Raw genomic sequence first — 18608 nt, forward strand, 5'->3', positions numbered from 1 at the left:
CTCACCCTCACCGCCATCGACGGCGACGATGCCGGCGTGCTGATCCAGGAGACGCAGGGCGACACGGTGGTGATCGACAGCGCCGACGATGCCTATGACGAGACCGACAGCTATACCGTGCGCCTGACCAAGGCGCCCACCGCGGATGTCACCATCTCGATCTTCGACGACGGCCAGACCCGGATCGTGCCCGGCGGACGGGTGTCGCTCGCCACGCTGGCGGACGAAACGCTCGCGGTCAGCTTCGTGGAGGTCGCGGACGGCGCCGATTACATCGAGCGCAGCGACGGTCAAAGCTGGGCCGATAGCGGCTTCGGCTCGGGCCAGACCCTCGACATCTCGGGCAGCGGCGCCAATGACGGCGCGGTGCTGATCGGCGCGGTCTCGGCGGATGGCACGCGGCTCTACGTTTCGGGCGGCAAGAGCCTCACCGACGAGAGCGGCAGCGCCAGCTTCACCGTCACCGCGGCGCAGATCACCTTCACCACCGCGAACTGGTTCGATGAGGTCGCGGTGACGCTCGAGGCGGATCCCGACTACGTACCCTCCGAGACCGACTACATCACCAAGGTGTTCCCGGCTGAGGAGCACACCGCCTCCAAGGTCTACGGCCCGCTGATCATCGAGGGCGCGCCGACCGAGGACCGCACCCTGCTGGCACCGGTGATGCTGCCGACCGAAAGCGATCCGGGCCCGATCGAGCTCGAGATCGTCACCGACGAGACCGAGCAGAACGACCGCGTGAACATCTTCAACGACACCGACGTGACCGGCGCGGCGGGCTACATGACCACAACCACCCTGCCCGACGACACCGAGCGGCTGCTGGTCAACGGGCTCGGCATGGGCACCGGCACCGTCGATTTCGACGAGAGCATTGCACAGGACGGCTCCGAGATCGTCAGCTACGCGCAGGGCATCACCATGAACAACGTCGAGATCGTCGACGTTCTGCTTGGCGCTGCGGATGACGACTTCACCGTGCTCGCCACCAACACATTCTCGGACAACACCGTCGATCTGCCGATCACCGCGATCCATGGCGGCGGCGGCTCGGACGAGATCACCGTGCTTGGCGGCGGCGGCCCCGAGAGCCTGCTGGTGATCTACGGCGACACCGACACCTACGGCGCGCGTTACGACTACCTCGGCGGTGCGCCCACGGGCGGCGGGCTGGTGTTCGACGGCTGGGAATTCCCGGAAAACCACGGCGACCTGATCGACGCATCGGCCATCGGAACCGCGGGCCAGCTCGGCCTGATCATCTATGGTGGCATCGGCAAAGACACCATCATCGGCTCGCTCGGCGACGACCACATCGCCGGCGGTGGCGGAGATGACCACATCACCGCGCTCTCGGGGGCCGATCACGTCTATGGCGACACCGGCTTCACCGTCGACCTGCTGCTGCGTGACCTTGTCGTCAGCGACGACATCGTCACCACCCCGGCGCTCGACAGTGCCGACACCCGCGTGCCGGGCGACGACAGCATCGACGCCGGCGCGGGAGACGACATCGTGATCGCCGATCTCGGCGTGATCGAGCAGGTGGCCGGCACCCAGCGCATCGTCACCACCGGCGCGGTGATCCGCGTCACCACCACCCGCGACGGGTTCGGCGGCGATGACGAGATCCTCGCGGGTCTCGGCAACGACATCGTCATGGGCGGCGCGGGCGGAGACAGCGTCACCGACACCGGCGGCGCCAACATTGTGCTCGGCGACAACGGCACCGTCGACATGGTGGTGCTCGACGGCGACGAGAGCGATGTCGACCACATCTTCACCGAAAGCCCCGAGGTGGCCGGGAACGACACCATCACCGCCGCCGCCGGCACCGACGTGATCCTTGCCGGCACCGGCGATGACGAGGTCGATGCGGGCGACGGCGAGAACATCGTCTTCGGCGATCTCGGCGAGGTCGTGGCCGCCGCGGCGCTCGACGCGCCGCAGCTTGCGGGCCTCGCGATGACCATCGCCGCGATCCGCAGCCAGACCACGCTTTCGGGCGGCAGCGACACGCTGATCACCGGCGCAGGTGGCGACGTGGTGCTGGGCGGGCTCGGCAATGACGGCATTGACGCCGGACAGGGGGCGAACCTTGTCTTCGGCGACAACGGCGAACTGCTCACCGGCACTGGCGCGGCCAATCTCGGCGCGCTGCCACTGGAGCTGCTGAGCGCGGTCACCCTGACCGAGGCCAATGGCGGCGACGACACCGTCACCACCGGGCTCGGCGAGGACATCGTCCTGGGCGGTGCAGGCGGCGACACCATCACCACCGACATGACCGACGGCACGGGTGGCACCGATGGCGCCGATATCGTGCTGGGCGATGTGGGCCGGGTGACCTGGGTCAACGCGGAGGACGGCTCCACCGATCTCGCGCAGGAGATCGAGACCACCGACTGGCGCCATGGCGGCGATGACGTGATCTCCTCCGGTGCCTCGAACGATCTGGTGATCGGCGGCACCGGCCGGGACCGCATCCTCGCGGGGGCCGGCAACGACCTGGTGATGGGCGATCACGCCCGCATCGCCGGTGACATCGACGAGACCGCCCTGCCCCTGACCCTCGGGGTCATGCCCTTCGACGTCCGGGCCACCTTCACCGGCGGAGACCGGATGGGCGGCAACGACACCGTCTTCGCGGGCGCCGGGCAGGATCTCGTGATGGGCCAGCAGGGCGACGACTGGCTGTTCGGCGAGGCCGGCGATGACGACCTGATCGGCGGCCACAACGTCGATACCGACAACGAGGGCGCGCTGGCCCATGATGGCGACGATGCCATCGACGGTGGCGCAGACGATGACGTGATCCTCGGTGACAACGGCCTCATCTACCGCACCGGCGAAGATATCGAGGCCCGGATGCGGGCGCTCGACGGCACGCTGCTTTACGGCATCGGCGGCGCCGATGACGCGCAGGCGATGGTCACCGGCACGCATATGGCCAATCCCGACGGCACGCAGCAGCGCGCCATCGAGCTGTTCGACCATTCCGACGTCGAGGATCCGGTCGAACACGGCAACGACTACATCGCCGGCGGCGCCGAGAACGACGTGATCTTCGGCCAGCTCGGCAATGACGTGATCCAGGGCGACGGTGCCATCGACCTCGACAGCGACGGCCTCGCCGATCCGGGCGCCGTGGGCGCCTCGCGCGACACGCTGCTCACCACCCTGCCCTCGGTCGACGATTTCGCAGGCGAGGGCCGCGATGGCGACGACTATATCGAGGGCAACGGCGGCGAGGACGTGATCTTCGGCAACCTTGGGCAGGACGACATCATCGGCGGCAGCTCGACGCTCTTTGCCGGTCTCGCCGGTGACGAGAGCCTGCGCCCGGATGGCGCCGACCTGCTGTTCGGCGGCTCGGGCACCGCAGCGGGGCGCAACGATCTCGGGAACGAGGGCATCGACGGCCATGCCCGCGACGCCGATGTGATCCTCGGCGACAACGGCAACATCTACCGTGTCGTGGGCACCAACGGCAGCGACAGCGGCGCCTATCTCGGCTTCACCTACGACAATTACGGCGGCGAGAAGATCGTCGTCCGTGCCGTCGAACTGATCGACTATACCGAGGGCGGCCCGGATTACGACTCCGCGGCGCTCACCGACAACGGCGCAGGCGACGAGATTCACGGCGAGGCCGGGGACGACAGCATCTACGGCCAGATGGGCAGCGATGCCCTGTTCGGTGACGGTCAGAACGACGACCTCATCGGCGGCTGGGGCAGCGACTGGATCTCGGGCGGCACCGGCAACGACGGCGTGATCGGCGATGACGGCCGGATCATGACCAGCCGCAACTCGACCAGCTACGGTGAGGGTCTCTACGGCATCGCGGCACTCGCCAGCACCGACGACCTGATCACCGGCCCCAACAGCTTCAACTTCCGCTACACCATCAACGTGGATCAGCAGCTGAAGAAGTCGGTCAACCTGACGCCCTTCAACCTCGATCCTGCGGCGACGCAGGACAAGGAGTTCACCCCCGCCCACGCCGATGACGTCATCTTCGGCGGCTGGGGAGACGACTCGCTGCATGGCGGCGCCGGCGACGACGCCATCTCGGGCGCCGAGGCGCTGCCCCTGTCCGAGACTCCGCAGGCGATGGACGGCACGATCGTCTCCTGGGACACCCCGGTGAACCCGGGCGGTCTGCTGGCCTACGACCCGGCGGTGGAGGAGTTCGCCCATTACGACGAGAACAATCCGCGCGCCAAGATCACCCCGAACGGCGGCACCTTCTTCCTCAACCACGATGCCTCGGAGGGGCCGGTCGATCCGCGCTCGTCGAGCGGGGTGACGACGGATGGCGACGACGTGATCTTCGGCGATCTCGGCAATGACGCGATCACCGGAGGCACCGGGCGTGACCGGATGTATGGCGGCTATGGCGACGACTGGCTCAATGCCGACGACGTGCTCGAGACCGCCGGCGGCAGCAATGACGGCACCGACACCGACGAGAGTTACGAGGATTACGCCCTCGGCGGGGCCGGTCGCGACGTGCTGATCGCCAACACGGGCGGCGACCGGCTGCATGACTGGACCGGCGAATACAACAGCTTCATCGTGCCGTTCCGTCCGTTCGGCGCGCCCACGGTGAACCGCCTGATGGCCCCCGCCGCGATCGAGTTCTGGTATCTCCTTGGCGAGAGCGACGGCGCCGATCCGACCCGCGCGCTCGACACCGGCAGCGACCCCGCCCGCTTCGGCGAGCCAGAGGGCGAGATGGGCATCGTCACGCAGCAGGATGCCGACTGGAGCGACACCCACGGGGCGCCCGCAGACCCGCAGCCCGGCAACGGCCCGGCGCAGCGCGACGTGCGCGTCACCGCCGCCAATGGTGCTGGCAACGACGCCCGTTCCGAGACCGCCGATTACGGCGGCAACGGCACCCCGGCCGCGGCATCGGCGGCGGCAAACGAAACCGGCAGCTCGTCGGGCGGAGCCTCCGCGCCTCAGGAGCCGACCGAGCCCGGCAACGCTGCGCCTCAGGACCCGGCGCCGGAAGGCGGGGGCCCCGCGGCCCGCGCCAGCCTCTCGCAGATTCAGGCGGCCATCGCCTCTTCGGAGATCCAGCTCAAGTTCCACCCCAAGAAGGCGGACAAGAACGTCGGCAAGGGCTCGTATTCCTACGACCCCGAGCTTGGCGAGTTCGTCAAGGATGTCGGGCAGAAGGCCGATGTCGGGGCGCCCACGGACTCGGCTTACACCCTGCTCGACGAGGATGGGGCGTTGTTCGCTTACATCGACAGCAAGGGCGGTCTGTGGGTGATCGACGATCTCCTTGAGAACGAGGACGGGCTCGCCGATGATGACGAGGACGACTGGGTCTTCGTCAGCGATTACAACAGCGCCTACTGACGAAGGCACGGATCCACACGGCGTGCGTGGCGGCCCCCGGCAAGGGGCCGCCTTGCCTACCGAAAGAGGGAGGACCCCTTGGCGAAAGACGAGAATGAAACCGCGGCCCCGCTGAGCGAAGGTGGCGAGAGCCGCAGCTCGAGCGTGGTCTGGAACGACAGCGAGATGCAGACCAGCTTTGCCAACGTGGTCAACGTGCAAGGCACCCGCGAGCAGGTCGAGGTGTTCTTCGGCACCAACCGGAGCTGGAACCCCGCCGATGACGGCCCGCTGCGGGTCGACCTGAGCAACCGGGTGATCATGACCCCCTACGCGGCCAAGCGCCTGCACCAGATCCTCACCGGGGTGCTGCGCGAGTACGAGGCCCGGCACGGAATCCTGAAGGTCGAGGACTGATGGAGGACGGGCTGGGCATTCCCGGCTCGGCACGCGCGCAGGCCGAGGGCAGCGCGGTCCAGGATGCCGGCCCGTGGCGCCGGCTGAGCCGGGCCGAGGCGCTCGACGAGGCCGCCCGCGCCTGGGTGCCGCTGATGCTGGCGCAGGTCGAGGGCGCCGAGGGCACGGCGGTGTTCCTCGCCGACCCCGATGGCGGCCGCCCGCGCGCGGTGGCCAATGCCCCGGAGGCCCGGATGCCCTCGGCGATCCTGCTCGCCGCCGCCGAGGCCGCGCTCGACAGCGACCGCGGCGTGGTGCGCGGCGCGGTGGGCGACGATGGCCGCCCTTCGGGCGGACTGGTCGCTATGGCCACGCCGCTCACCGTCGAGGGCCGCACGCAGGGCGCCGTCGGGCTCGAGATCCTGCCCGAAGACATGGCCGAGCTGCGCGCCGCGATGCGGCGCCTGCAATGGGGCGCGGCATGGATGCGCGACCTCGTGCGGCGCGAGGCGATGCAGGCCGACCGGCAGCGCTATGACCACGCCATCGGGGCGCTGAACGTGGTGATCGCCGTGGCCGAGCGCGAGGACATCGCCACCGCTGCCCGCGCCGCCGCCACCGATCTTGCCACCCGCTTCGGCTGCGACCGGGTCTCGATCGGCTTCCGCGGGATGTTCTCGACCAAGGTGGCCGCGATCTCGCACTCGGCCCAGTTCGGCAAGCAGATGAACCTCGTGCGGCTGCTCGGCGCGGCAATGGACGAGGCCATCGACCAGCGCGGCCCGGTGCTCTGGCCGGCAGAGGACAGCGCCGATCCGGTCGCCGCGCATCGCCACGAAAAGCTCGCCCGGGCGCAAGATGCGGGCCACGTGCTCACCGTGCCGCTCTACGCCATGGGCCAGTTCATTGGCGCCGTGACCTACGAGCGCCCCCTCGAGACCCCCTTCACCCAGCACGACCTCGAGATCCTCGAGGCTGTCAGCACGGTGATCGCGCCGGTGCTCGACGAAAAGCGCCGCAACGACCGCTGGTTGATCACCAAGGCGGGCATCGCGCTCGGCCAGCAGTTCACCCGGCTTTTCGGCCCCGGATATATCGGGCGCAAGCTGGCGCTGCTGGCGCTGATCGGGCTTGGACTGTTCGGGTATTTCGCCACCGGGCCGGACCGGATTTCATCCGAGGCGCAGGTCTCTGGCCGGATCCAGCGCACCGTTGCCGCACCCTTCGACGGTTTCATCGCCGAGGCCTTCGCCCGCGCCGGGGATGCCGTCGCGGCAGGCGCGGTCCTGGTGCAGCTCGACGACCGCGACCTCGCGCTCGAGCGCCTGCGCCTCGTCACCGAGCGCCAGCGGCAAATGATCGAGTACGACCGCGCGCTTGCCGCCCGCAACCGCGCCGAGACGCAGGTGCGCCGGGCCGAGATCGACCAGTCCGAAGCCGAGATCGCGCTGATCGACAAGCAGCTCGAACGCACCCGCCTCACCGCGCCCTTCGACGGTCTGGTGATCTCGGGCGATCTCAGCCAGAGCATCGGTGCGGCGGTGGCACGCGGCGACGCGCTGCTCTCGATCGCGCCTGCCGGGGATCACCGGCTGACCCTCGATGTCGATGAACGCCGCATCGCCGACGTGCGCCCCGGCCAGACCGGCGCGCTGGTGCCGACCGCCCTGCCCGAGCAGAGCTTTGCCTTCGAGATCACCAAGATCACGCCGGTCGCAGAATATGCCGACGGCGCCACCACCTTCCGCGTCGAGGCGGCACTGACCGATGCTGCCGCCGCGCTGCAGCCCGGCATGGAGGGCGTCGCCAAGATCGACACCGGCGAGACCCGGCTGGTCGAGATCTGGGCGCGCCCGCTGGTCGACTGGGCGCGACTGTGGTCGTGGAAATGGCTGCGGATCGAGTAGGCGGCGATGGTGCAGAGCTTTCTTTCGCAGGACTGGTATCGCGTCGCTCCACTACGACCGCGGCTGCGCAGCCATGTCGATATCCACCGTCAGCGCTTTCGCGGCCAGACCTGGTTCGTGGTGCAGGACAGCCACTCGGGGCGCTATCACCGGCTGAGCCCGGCGGCGAACCTGATGCTGTCGCTGATGGACGGGCGACGCACCGTGCAGACGCTCTGGGAGGCGGCCTGCGCCCGGTTCGAGGACGACCCGCCGACGCAGTCCGAGGTGATCCGCCTGCTGGCCCAGCTGCATGGCGCCGACCTGATCGCCGGCGACGTGCCCCCGGACATCGCCGAGATGGGCCGCCGTCACCACGATCAGGCGCGACAGTCCCTGATCGCCCGGCTGCGCAACCCGCTGGCGATGCGTTTGCCGCTCTTCGACCCCGACGCCTTCCTCGACCGCACCGTGGCGCTGGTGCGTCCGGTTTTCACCGTCTGGGGCTTCGTCGTGTGGCTGGCGCTGGTGCTGACCGGGGTGGCGCTGGCGGTCCTGCATGCCGAAGAGCTGCTCGGCGGGGTGATCGACCGGGTGCTCTCGGCCGAGAACCTCCTGCTGGTGGCGCTGGCCTTCCCGCTGGTCAAGGCGGTGCACGAGCTGGGCCACGCCTATGCCACCAAGGCCTGGGGCGGCGAGGTGCACGAGATCGGGGTGATGTTCCTCGTCTTCATCCCGGTGCCCTATGTCGACGCCTCGGCCTCCGCCGCCTTTCCCGAGAAATGGCGCCGCGCGGTGGTTGGCGGTGCCGGTATCATGGTCGAGCTGGCGCTGGCGGCGCTGGCGATGATCGTCTGGATCAATGTCGAGCCCGGGCTGGTACGCGCCTTCGCCTTCAACGTGATGCTGATCGGCGGCGTCTCGACGCTGTTCTTCAACGGCAACCCGCTGCTGCGCTTCGACGGCTACTTCGTGCTGAGCGACGTGGTCGAGATCCCCAATCTGGGGCAACGGTCCAACAAGTATTTCTGGTACCTCGTGCAGCGCTACCTGCTTGGCCTGCGCAGCGCGCAGAGCCCGGTCACCGCCAAGGGCGAGCGGGCGTGGTTCCTGTTCTACTCGATCGCGGCCTTCGTCTACCGCATCGGCATTTCCATCACCATCGCGCTGGTGGTGGCCTCGAAGTTCTTCTTCATCGGCGTGCTTCTGGCGATCTGGGCGCTTTCCAACGTCTTCCTGTTCCCGGTCTGGAAGGGGCTGAAATTCCTCTTCACCGCGGGCTCCCTACGGGGCCGCCGCCTGCGCGCGCTGGCCGTCTCGGGCGGGCTCGCCGCCGCCGTGCTCGCGGCGATCTTCACCCTGCCCGTGCCGCACCGGACGCTGGCCTCCGGGGTGGTCTGGCTTGAGGATGATCAGATCCTGCGCGCCGCCACCGACGGGTTCGTCGCCGAGACCCCGGTCGAGCAGGCCAGCGTCGCCGCCGGCACCGCGCTCTTGCGCATGGAGGACCCCATCCTCGACGCCGCGCGCACGCTTGCCGCCGCGCGGCTGGCGGAGATGCGGCTCAAGCTTGCCGCCGTCGCCACCTCGGACCAGGTGCAGGCCAAGCTGCTGCGCGAGCAGGTGGCGCATCTCGAGGGCCGGCTTGAGCTCTACGACGAACGCGCCACCGCCCTCACACTTACGGCCCCGCGCGATGGCATGGCCCTAATCCCGCAGGCCGACGACCTGACGGGGCGTCTGATGCACAAGGGCGCCGTGCTGGGCTACCTGCTGCCCGACGGCACCACCCGCTACCGGGTGGCGGTGCCGCAGCAGACCGCCGAGCTGGTGCGCGCCAGCGATGCGGTCAGCCTGCGGCTCGAGCGCCAGCCCGGCATCGAGATCCCGGCCCGGATCGTCGGCCTGTCTCCTGAGGGCACCAACCGGCTGCCCTCGCCCGCGCTCTCGACACAGGCGGGCGGGCCCTTCGCGCTCGATCCCGACGACCCCGACCGCAGCCGGACTGTCCAGAGCCTGTTCCTCTTCGACGTCGCCACCACCGCGACGGGGGCCGCGCCGTTCATCGGCGAGCGCGCCATCGTGCGCTTTGATCACGGCGATGCGCCGGTCGGCCTCCGGATCGGCCGGGCGCTGCGCCAGCTCTTCCTGAAGCGCTTCAATGTCTGAGCTCGCCGCCCCGCGCCCCGGCCCGCGCCTGACCCTGCCGCGCATCGCCGGCTATGCCGAGCGCCCCGAGAGCGAGGAGGGCAAGCTCGACCGGCTGGGCCGGAAATTGATCGGTCTCGGCGTGGCCCGCACCGCGGGCCTGCGCCGCCATGGGCTGAGCGCGATCCTCACCGAGACCGCGCGGCACGAGGCCGCGCTGCGGCCGCTCACCGACGCAGAGCTGCGCGCCGCCGCCGAGGCGCTGCGCGCCCCGCTCCGGCTGGCGATCGCACAGGGACTGCCCGACGCGAAGATGCTTGGCCCGGCCTTCGCGCTGCTGCGCGAGGCCGCCGAGCGCACGCTCGGGATGCGCCACTACGACGTGCAGTTGCTTGGCGCCTTCGCCATGCTGCGCGGCGCCGTGGCCGAGATGCGCACTGGCGAGGGCAAGACGCTCTGCGCGACGCTGGCAAGTTGCACCATGGCGCTTGCCGGGGTGCCGGTGCACGTGATTACCGTCAACGACTACCTCGCCCTGCGCGACCGCGACCTGATGCGCCCGCTCTATGATTTCCTCGGTCTCTCGACCGGCGTGGTGCAGGCGGGCCAACAGGAGCCGGAGCGGGAGGCGATCTACCGTGCCGACATCGTCTTCGGCGCCAACAAGGAGATTGCTTTCGACTATCTCCGCGACCGCATGGTGCTGCGGCGCAACCCCGGCAACCTGCGCCGCAAGGTCGAGCGCCTCGCGGCCGAGGGTCCGGGCGCGGTGCTGCGCATGCGCGGATTGCATTTCGCGCTGATCGACGAGGCGGACTCGGTGCTGATCGATGAGGCCCGCACACCGCTGGTGATCTCTGGCAGCACCGATGTGGCGCGCAATCAGGATCCGGGCTTCCTGCGCCGCGCGCTGCGCGCCGCGCGCCAGCTCGACGAAGGCAAGGATTACCGCATTCACCCCAACGAGCACCGGATCGAGATCACCCCCAAGGGCGCCGAGCGGCTCGAGATCATGGGCGAGTATGGCAGCGGGCCGTTCCGGGTCGGGGTGATCCGCGATCACGCGGTGGTGCAGGCGCTCTCGGCGCTGCACCTGTTCCACCGCGACAACGATTACGTCGTGCGCGACGGCAAGGTCCAGATCGTCGACGAGAACACCGGCCGCATTCAGGAGGACCGGAGCTGGTCCGAGGGGCTGCACCAGATGATCGAGCTGAAGGAGGACGTCGAACTGACCGAGCCCCGCGCCACCCTGTCGCGGATCAGCTACCAGCGGGTGTTCCGGCGCTACCAGCGCCTCGCGGGCATGACCGGCACCGCCAGCGATGCGGCGTGGGAGCTCTACTCGGTCTACGGGCTCGGGGTGATCCGCATCCCGCCTCACAAGGGCGACCGGCGCCGCTTTGCCCGCGACCGGATCTTTGCCAGCGAGGCCGCGAAGTGCCGCGCCATCGCCGCGCGCACCGCCGAGCTGCATGAAACCGGCACCCCGGTGCTGATCGGCACCCGCTCGGTTGGGGCCTCGGAACGGATCAGCGCAGAGCTGGCGCGCGCCGGTATTGCACACCAGCTTCTGAACGCGGTGCAGGATGCGGACGAGGCCGCGGTGGTGTCGCTGGCCGGCCAGCGCGGTGCGGTGACGGTGGCCACGAACATGGCCGGGCGCGGCACCGACATCAAGCTCGCGCCGGGCGTGGCCGAGCTTGGCGGGCTGCACGTGCTGCTGACCGAGCGCCACGACAGCCGCCGGGTGGACCGTCAGCTCGAGGGCCGCTGCGGACGGCAGGGCGATCCGGGCCGTGTCGAGCGCATGCTGTCGCTCGAGGACGAGCTGCTCGGCAGCAAGGGCGCGCGCTGGAACCGCCGCGCGGCACGGCTGCTCCGGCCTCTCGGCCCCGGCGTGGCGGCGCTGGCGTTTCGCGCCCGGCAACGCCGGGTCGAACGCATGCATGGCCGGATGCGCCACGACCTGCTCGCCGCCGATCGTGGGCTCGGCAGCCTCTTGGCGCTCTCGGGAGAGGCAGAATGAGCCCGGCGGAGCGGATCGCAGCAGTGCTTACCCCCGTCGAACGTCCGCTGCTGCGCGAATACTCGGTCAAGGCGATCGGCGACGCGTTGCGCGAGGGGCGCTTTCTGGTGAGCTTCCCGCGCGGTGCGCTTGGCCCCGGCCCGTCGCGGGTGCTGCGCGGAATGCTCGATGAGCTCGGCGCACCGGCCGAGGGTGTGGCACGGCTCGAGCCGCTGCAATCGCGCGCCGCGAGCCTGCATTTCGGGCTCGAGCCGGAAGGCACGCACTGGGTGCTGAAATGCTATCTCGAGTTCGCCGATGGCGACCGACCCGAGCCGGGTCTCGCCTTCCTCGCTCTGAAATGGCGCGACGATGGTGCATTTGCGCTCAGCGACTACCGCGATGCCGGGCCACTCCCCGCGCCGGAGCTCGCCAAAAGGATCACCGCCGGGCTGCCCGAGGGAGCGGTGCGCGATGCGCTGCTGAGCCTCGCCGCCCTGCCCACTCCGCAGCCGCTGACGCTGCTCGAAGTGACGGAACCCGGCAACCCGCGTCGCTCGCTCGACCTCAACCTCACGCCGCTCGGGGCGACGCTCGGCGACCACGCCGAGAGCCTTACCCGTCTTCTCGGACCGGCCTCCGCCCTGCTGCTCGCGCGAGAGGCCGCGCGCCCGCTCGGTCATGTCGCCGCCGGAACCGCCCGCGACGGGCGGCCCTTCGCGACGCTCTATTACGGCGCGCATCGGGTGCGGGGGGCGTTGTGATGGACGGACAGACCTCCGGAGGCATCCACCGTGCACGCCGCGCCGACCCGAGCCTCGACTTCTGTCTCTGGCCCTATGACCCGCCCGCGCTGCCCAACCGCGAGAGCTGGCAGAGCGCGGCGCTGCTGTATCACTCCTTCGCCATCGCCGGGCTGCCGCCGAAGATGCTGGAGATCTGCGACGCGCTCGTCGGCGCCAACGGTCCGTTCCGCACCGTCTGGGGGCTCAAGCACGCCGATGGCCGGCTGAGCTGGGAATTCTATTTCTACGATTACGCCCGGCTGGGCCGGCGCTTCGACACCCGTGCCCTGCACCGCGCCATCGGCCCGCTTGTGCCGATCACCGCACCGCTCAGCGGCGACAGCCGGCCCTATTTCATGTTCTCGGTAGAGTTGACCGTCGAGCAGCTGCAGGGTGGCGCCATCGACCAGATCGACCTTTATATCGGGAACCCCGGGAGCAGCGTCTCGTCGGGCATCTGCTATGGGCTGACGAAATCCGGCTTCGAGATGCGCAACTTCTACTTCTTCTTCAACGCGCTCCGCGAGACCGACGCTATCCGCGCCAAACTCGCCGAGACCGCGCAGGCGGCGGCTCCGGTCTCGCCAGAGCATTGGCTCTGGCCCGAGATCACCGCCCAGACCATCGTCGTCGCCAACAAGCGCCACGCCGACGGGGTGTATTTTTCGAGAATCCCCGCCGACCAGACGGTGCTCTGCCTCGACCGACTGGGCTATCCCGAGCCGATCCGCGACTTCTTCCGCACCAACCTGCACCGCTTCGGGCATCTGCTCTTCGATATCGGCTACGATTGGGAGGCCACGCCCGAGGGCGGGGTCCGATACACCAAGGGAAGCGTCTATGGGATCCTCTGACCGCCTCCGCCCCGACGCCGCGCTGGAGGCGCGCAAGGCGCTCGATCTGCCCGGCGTGCGCGCCGGCGTGACCACGCCCAAGGCCATCGCGCCGGACGAGCGGCTGTCGCTGCGCGATCACGACGACTACGTCAGCGTGACGATGGAATTTCGCTGCAACCTCAGATGCGTGCACTGCATGATCGAGGGCACGATGGACCGGCTGCAGCCGACCCCCGCGCCGCTTTTCGACAAGGTGCTTGAGGAGCAGCGCGTACATCGTCGCTGGCGCGGTCTCATCCTGACCGGCTCCGAGATCACCCTGCGTGCCGACCTGCCCGATCTCGCCCGCGCCGCCCGCGCTGCCGGTTTCGAGCGGGTCCGCATCCAGACCCACGGTGTGCACCTGTCGCGGCCCGGGTATGCCGACCGGCTGCTCGAGGCCGGCGTGAACGAGTTCTTCGTCTCGGTCGCCGGGGCCGGAGCAGCCAGCCATGACGCCATCACGCAGGTCCCCGGCGCGTGGGACAAGATGCTCGCGGGGATGGAGTATCTCGACCGTCACGAGGATGTGCGGCTGCTGACCAACACGGTGATCACCTCGCTCTGCTATCGCGATCTGCCCGAAATCGTCGCCGCGCTTGGCCATCTCGAGCGGCTCGTGCAGATGGAGTTCTGGAACTTCTTCCCGATGGCCGAACGCGACGACAAGCGCCTCGCCGTCGCCTTCCCCGAGCTGATGCCCTACCTGCGCGATGCGATCCTCGCCGCGCGCGCGGCGGGCCGGTTCGTCGAGGTCAAGAACGTACCCGAATGCCTGATGGGCGAGCTCTCGGACGCGCTGGTCAATGCCCAGCCGCTGCTGATGATCGACCCGGCCTTCTGGCAGGAATTCGACCGCAACCAGTTCCACCGTTGCCCGCACCGCGCCGCTTGCTCCTCGACCGAGTGCCTCGGCCTGACACCGGCCTATATCGCCCGCTTCGGCGACGAGGCCGAACAGCTACATCCGCTTATTTCGGATTGAAATTTTCTTTTCTCGCTCGCTTTATCCGGATAGCCTTCGAAACTGGAAACCGGTGTGGGTGGCGAACTGACCCAGAGGGAGGGATCAACGTGACGAAACAACTGATGATCTACGAGCGGGCTGTGCCGATCTCGTCCGAACGGCACCGCGACTGGTCGCTCGAGGCCGACCGCAACTATGCGTTTGCGAAAGAGGTCAACTCGGTGCCGCTGCTTGCCGCCGAGTTCATCGCCGCCGCCACCGATTACGCCATCGTCTTCGCCGGTGACGACAAGAATATCTTCCCGTCGGTCATTCTCGGAATGCGCGCCAACGAGAACAACGCCGTCGATGCCGAGGGCAACTGGACCGGCGGCTACGTGCCCGCCTTCCTGCGCCGCTATCCTTTCGTCTTCGCCCGCTCCGACGACGGCAAGACCTTCACGCTCTGCATCGACGAGGAGCACGAGGGCTTCAACAAGGACGGCAAGGGCGAACGCCTGTTCGACGCCGAGGGCAAGCGCACCCGCTACCTCGAGTCGATGCTGACCTTCACCCGCGAGTACCAGGGCCTCTTCGACCGTACGCAGCTGTTCTGCAAGCGGCTGATGGAGCACGACCTTCTGAAGCCCGCGCAGGCGCAGTTCAGCCTCCCCGGTGGCCAGTCGGCGCAGCTTGGCGGCTTCTTCACGCTCGACCGCGACAAGCTCAAGGCGCTGCCCGCCGAGGTGCTGGCCGAGATGGCCAAGACCGATGAGCTCGAGCTCTGCTACGTGCACCTGCAGTCGCTCAACAACCTGACGCCGATGGCGCGCCGCATCGCCGCGTCGCAGGCGGCGGCCCCGGAAACTGACGAGGCAGCGGTCTCCGAAGACGCCTGATGCGGGTCACCATCGTCGGGGGCGGCTCGGCTGGCTGGATCGCGGCCGCCACGCTTCAGGCGCAACTCAACGGGACCGGCCCCGGGCCGGTCTCGATCACCGTGGTTGAAAGCCCGAAGGCCCCGCGCATCGGGGTCGGCGAGGCCACGATCCCCACCATGCGCGACATGCTGCGCCGCTTCGGCCTGTCCGAGCGCGGCGTGCTTGCGGCCTGCGATGCCAGCTTCAAGCACGGCATACGCTTTGACGACTGGTCCGGACCGGGCAGCCGCTGCCTGCACCCGTTCCATCGCCACGCCCTGCCCCGCGACATCGCCGCCCGCTGGCTGGCCTCTTCCGGAGAGCCGCCCTTCGCTGCCATCGCCTCGGCACAGGCGGCACTGATCGCGCATGAGCGCGCGCCCCGCCCCGCGGGTGCGCCCGAGTTCACCGGACCGGTGCCCTACGCCTATCACCTCGACGCCGAGAAATTCGCCGAGTACCTCGCGGGGCAACTGACCTCCAGGGGCGTGACCCGGCAGAGCGCCCATGTCACCGGGGTGCTGCGCGAGGGAGAGACCGTCACCGCGCTTCGCACCGAGGACGGCCCACCGCTCAGCGCCGATCTCTGGGTCGACTGCACCGGTTTTGCCGGGTTGCTGCTGCCCGAGGAGGGGCGCGACTGGGTGTCCTACGCCGACCGCCTGCTCTGCGACCGGGCGGTGACCATGCGGGTGCCCGAGGATGACCCGGCCTACACCCCGGCGCCCTTCACCCGGGCCCGCGCGCTCGAGGTGGGCTGGTGCTGGGATATCGGCCTGCGCCACCGGCGCGGGCGCGGCTACGTCTATTCCTCCGCTCATCTCAGCGATGACGAGGCCGAAGCAGCGCTGCGCGCCGAAGAGGGCCAGCACAGCGCCGAGCTGCCCACCCGGGTAATCCATTTCACCCCCGGACGGCGCGCCGCGCCGTGGCAGGGCAACGTGGTGGCGCTTGGCCTTGCGGCGGGGTTCCTCGAGCCGCTGGAGAGCACCGGACTCTTCCTCGCGGATTTTGCCGCGCGCGCGCTGGTCGAGATGTTTCCCGCCGCGCCCGGCCTTCCGATGCAACCGCTGGCGCGGCGCTACAACGCGCTGCTGGCCGAGATGCACGACGATCTCGCTGATTTCCTCGCCCTGCACTATGCGGTGGCGCAGCGCCGTGACACGACCTTCTGGCGCGATGCTGCGGAAGCCGCGCTGCGCTCGGAGCGGCTGCGCGAACTGCTCGAACTCTGGCAGCTGCGACCGCCCTCATTCGCGGATTTCTCCTATCGCTACAGCCCTTTCTCGCACACCGCGTGGGAGTTCATTCTGCTGGGTATGGGGTGGCGTCCGGCCACCGCACCAGCGGGCACGACGCCCTGCGCTGCCCCGGCCGAGGCGTTGACGCGCCAGATGCTCGACGCGCTGCCCGATCACGGAACCCTGCTGCGGCACCTTACTCAGGCAGGCCGCTGAACCTCACTTCTGTGTGAGCCGGTGCGGACCAAGCTTGCCGCATCAAGCAGCGGACGCCAGAACGGCCTCACCATCAACCGACCGGACCTGCAGATGCTGCGCATCCTGGCGCTCTGTGCGACCCTCACTGCCCTGCTTGTCACGACCCTCCTGCCAATGGGGGCCGAGGCCTCGTCGCGTTGCCCCAGCACTCTGACCTTCGAAGACGTCTGCGTCGCACCGGGCGTCGCGCTTCCGACCCGTGCTCCGGTCAAGAAGCCCTGCTTCACCTGCACGGTCCCCGCGGCGCGCGACCTTTCCGTGCAGCCCCGGGTGACCCGGCTTGCGCGGATCGCGCCCGATGACGCCCCTGCCCCGAGCCGACCGGTACGCCCCGACCTCCGCCCGCCGCGGGCCTGATCTCCATTCCCTCTCATTGGCACCAAGAGGTGCCGGCTTTTCTGCGACGCCCCCGGGCGATCGCATCCAATGGAGATACGACACGATGACAACCAACACCCATCGCCCGGCGCTGCTGCTGCCGGTCCTCGCCCCGCTCTACCGCGCCGCGGCCCCTCTTACCGAGCTCTGGCTCCGCGTGATCAGCGGCGTGGCGCTCATGGTCCACGGCTGGCCAAAGATCCAGAACCCCACCGGTGCCGCAGGCATGGTGGAAGGGCTCGGCTTCGCACCCGGCTGGCTCTGGTCGATCCTGCTTGCTGTGACCGAGTTCGGCGGCGGCCTGCTGCTGGTGCTCGGCCTGTTCACCCGCCTCGCCGCCGGCGGCACCACCGTCGTGCTGCTGGTGACGGTCTACTTCCACTGGATCGCACGGGACGAGGGCTACAGCGGCGCCGAGTTGTCGCTGATCTGGTCGGCGGTGACCCTCACCTTCCTCGCCAAGGGCGGCGGCCGCTACTCTCTCGACCGACTGCTCGGGAAAGAACTGTGATGGACAGGCGAACCCTGTTGACAGGAGCGGGCGCTGCGGCGCTCGCCTCCACCCTGCCCGGGCTTGCCGCGGCGGCCAACAGCCTGCCGCTCTCGGCGCCGGTCCGCGTTGGCCGCGTGACCCTGCGCTGCCGCGACGCCGAAGCGCTTGCGGCGTGGTACCAGAGCGCCGTCGGCCTGCAGGAGATCACCCGCGAGGGCGCCACGATCTGGCTCGGCGCGGGTGGCGAGCGACTGCTCGGCCTGACCGAGCGCAGTGGGCTCGACCTGCCGGGCCAGCAAGAGGCGGGCCTCTTTCACACCGCCATCCTGCTTCCCTCGCGCCGCGATCTCGCCAACTGGATCGCGATGGCGGTCGAGCGGCGCATCCCGGTCGACGGCACCGCCGATCACCGGGTCAGCGAGGCGATCTACCTCACCGATCCCGAGGGCAACGGGGTCGAGATCTACGCCGACACCCCGCAGGCGGGCTGGCGCTGGGTCGATGGCGAGGTGCAAATGGGCTCCTACCGGCTCGACCTCGAGGGCATCATGGCGACGCTCGGGGCCCTGCCGCCGCTCTGGACCGGGGCACCGGCGGGCACGAGCATCGGCCACGTGCACATGAAGGTGGGCGATGCACCCCGTGCGGGACGCTGGTGGCAGGAGACGCTCGGCTTCGACGCGGTCAGCAGCCGCGACGATGCGGTGTTCCTCTCGACCGGGGGCTATCACCACCACATCGCCGTCAACCAGTGGCTCAGCGCCGGTGCGGGACGGCGGTCGGAGCGCACCACGGGGCTCGAGCTGCTGGAGCTGCTGCGGCGCGATAGCGGGCCCATGGAGCAGTTCGAAGACGACTGGGGCACCGCGATCCGGCTGGCCTGAGACAGGCGCCGCCTTCGCCAGCAGGGCGGCGC

General features: G+C 69.3%; 13 protein-coding genes (1 of these 13 cut by a window edge). All 13 read left to right on the plus strand.

The features are described from left to right. A protein-coding gene (locus tag JF542_RS07490) for a hypothetical protein (RefSeq protein ID WP_207075366.1) crosses the window boundary here: on the plus strand, positions 1 to 5379 show its 3' portion. The gene continues 24744 nt to the left of window position 1, outside the view; 5379 of the gene's 30123 nt are visible here — the last part of the coding sequence; the start codon falls outside the window, past its left edge; the stop codon is at positions 5377 to 5379. 78 nt (positions 5380 to 5457) lie between these two features. Continuing rightward, complete coding sequence (locus tag JF542_RS07495; RefSeq protein WP_207075367.1) at positions 5458 to 5775, plus strand: DUF3467 domain-containing protein; 318 nt, start codon at positions 5458 to 5460, stop codon at positions 5773 to 5775. Beyond that, complete coding sequence (locus JF542_RS07500; protein ID WP_207075368.1) at positions 5775 to 7661, plus strand: GAF domain-containing protein; 1887 nt, start codon at positions 5775 to 5777, stop codon at positions 7659 to 7661. The genes JF542_RS07495 and JF542_RS07500 overlap by 1 nt, the downstream gene beginning before the upstream one ends. Positions 7662 to 7667: 6 nt before the next feature. Beyond that, positions 7668 to 9809: a PqqD family peptide modification chaperone gene (locus JF542_RS07505; protein ID WP_207075369.1), complete on the plus strand. Its 2142-nt coding sequence runs from the start codon at positions 7668 to 7670 to the stop codon at positions 9807 to 9809. Further along, positions 9802 to 11817 (plus strand): preprotein translocase subunit SecA, encoded by a 2016-nt coding sequence (locus JF542_RS07510; RefSeq protein ID WP_207075370.1) that lies wholly within the window; start codon positions 9802 to 9804, stop codon positions 11815 to 11817. The genes JF542_RS07505 and JF542_RS07510 overlap by 8 nt, the downstream gene beginning before the upstream one ends. Then, entirely contained in the window at positions 11814 to 12560 is a 747-nt protein-coding gene (locus tag JF542_RS07515; RefSeq protein ID WP_207075371.1) for a hypothetical protein, read from the plus strand. Before JF542_RS07510 ends, JF542_RS07515 begins: the two co-directional genes overlap by 4 nt. Next, positions 12560 to 13435 (plus strand): hypothetical protein, encoded by an 876-nt coding sequence (locus JF542_RS07520; RefSeq protein ID WP_207075372.1) that lies wholly within the window; start codon positions 12560 to 12562, stop codon positions 13433 to 13435. The genes JF542_RS07515 and JF542_RS07520 overlap by 1 nt, the downstream gene beginning before the upstream one ends. Beyond that, positions 13422 to 14441, plus strand: a complete 1020-nt coding sequence (locus tag JF542_RS07525; protein ID WP_242533646.1) for a radical SAM protein — start codon at positions 13422 to 13424, stop codon at positions 14439 to 14441. The genes JF542_RS07520 and JF542_RS07525 overlap by 14 nt, the downstream gene beginning before the upstream one ends. Positions 14442 to 14530: 89 nt before the next feature. Next, on the plus strand, positions 14531 to 15301 hold the full coding sequence (locus tag JF542_RS07530; RefSeq protein ID WP_340689146.1) for a SapC family protein: 771 nt from the start codon (positions 14531 to 14533) through the stop codon (positions 15299 to 15301). Beyond that, positions 15301 to 16779: a tryptophan halogenase family protein gene (locus tag JF542_RS07535; RefSeq protein WP_207075373.1), complete on the plus strand. Its 1479-nt coding sequence runs from the start codon at positions 15301 to 15303 to the stop codon at positions 16777 to 16779. The genes JF542_RS07530 and JF542_RS07535 overlap by 1 nt, the downstream gene beginning before the upstream one ends. Before the next feature lie 93 nt (positions 16780 to 16872). Next, positions 16873 to 17178 carry a hypothetical protein gene (locus JF542_RS07540; RefSeq protein ID WP_207075374.1) on the plus strand — a complete coding sequence of 102 codons (306 nt, stop codon included), beginning with the start codon at positions 16873 to 16875 and terminating at the stop codon, positions 17176 to 17178. 85 nt (positions 17179 to 17263) lie between these two features. Continuing rightward, positions 17264 to 17710 (plus strand): DoxX family protein, encoded by a 447-nt coding sequence (locus JF542_RS07545; protein ID WP_207075375.1) that lies wholly within the window; start codon positions 17264 to 17266, stop codon positions 17708 to 17710. Continuing rightward, positions 17710 to 18576 carry a VOC family protein gene (locus JF542_RS07550; RefSeq protein ID WP_242533647.1) on the plus strand — a complete coding sequence of 289 codons (867 nt, stop codon included), beginning with the start codon at positions 17710 to 17712 and terminating at the stop codon, positions 18574 to 18576. The genes JF542_RS07545 and JF542_RS07550 overlap by 1 nt, the downstream gene beginning before the upstream one ends. Positions 18577 to 18608: the final 32 nt, after the last annotated feature.

The sequence above is a fragment of the Salipiger bermudensis genome (genome assembly GCF_017309175.1).
Classification (GTDB): domain Bacteria; phylum Pseudomonadota; class Alphaproteobacteria; order Rhodobacterales; family Rhodobacteraceae; genus Salipiger; species Salipiger bermudensis.

What these genes read in the sequence shown, in the direction of transcription:
- JF542_RS07535 (WP_207075373.1), top strand. Translation starts at nt 15,301, where the DNA reads ATGCGGGTCACCATCGTCGGGGGCGGCTCGGCTGGCTGGATCGCGGCC.
- JF542_RS07545 (WP_207075375.1), top strand. Translation starts at nt 17,264, where the DNA reads ATGACAACCAACACCCATCGCCCGGCGCTGCTGCTGCCGGTCCTCGCC.
- JF542_RS07540 (WP_207075374.1), top strand. Translation starts at nt 16,873, where the DNA reads ATGCTGCGCATCCTGGCGCTCTGTGCGACCCTCACTGCCCTGCTTGTC.
- JF542_RS07520 (WP_207075372.1), top strand. Translation starts at nt 12,560, where the DNA reads ATGGACGGACAGACCTCCGGAGGCATCCACCGTGCACGCCGCGCCGAC.
- JF542_RS07515 (WP_207075371.1), top strand. Translation starts at nt 11,814, where the DNA reads ATGAGCCCGGCGGAGCGGATCGCAGCAGTGCTTACCCCCGTCGAACGT.
- JF542_RS07500 (WP_207075368.1), top strand. Translation starts at nt 5,775, where the DNA reads ATGGAGGACGGGCTGGGCATTCCCGGCTCGGCACGCGCGCAGGCCGAG.
- JF542_RS07525 (WP_242533646.1), top strand. Translation starts at nt 13,422, where the DNA reads ATGGGATCCTCTGACCGCCTCCGCCCCGACGCCGCGCTGGAGGCGCGC.
- JF542_RS07505 (WP_207075369.1), top strand. Translation starts at nt 7,668, where the DNA reads ATGGTGCAGAGCTTTCTTTCGCAGGACTGGTATCGCGTCGCTCCACTA.
- JF542_RS07550 (WP_242533647.1), top strand. Translation starts at nt 17,710, where the DNA reads ATGGACAGGCGAACCCTGTTGACAGGAGCGGGCGCTGCGGCGCTCGCC.
- JF542_RS07510 (WP_207075370.1), top strand. Translation starts at nt 9,802, where the DNA reads ATGTCTGAGCTCGCCGCCCCGCGCCCCGGCCCGCGCCTGACCCTGCCG.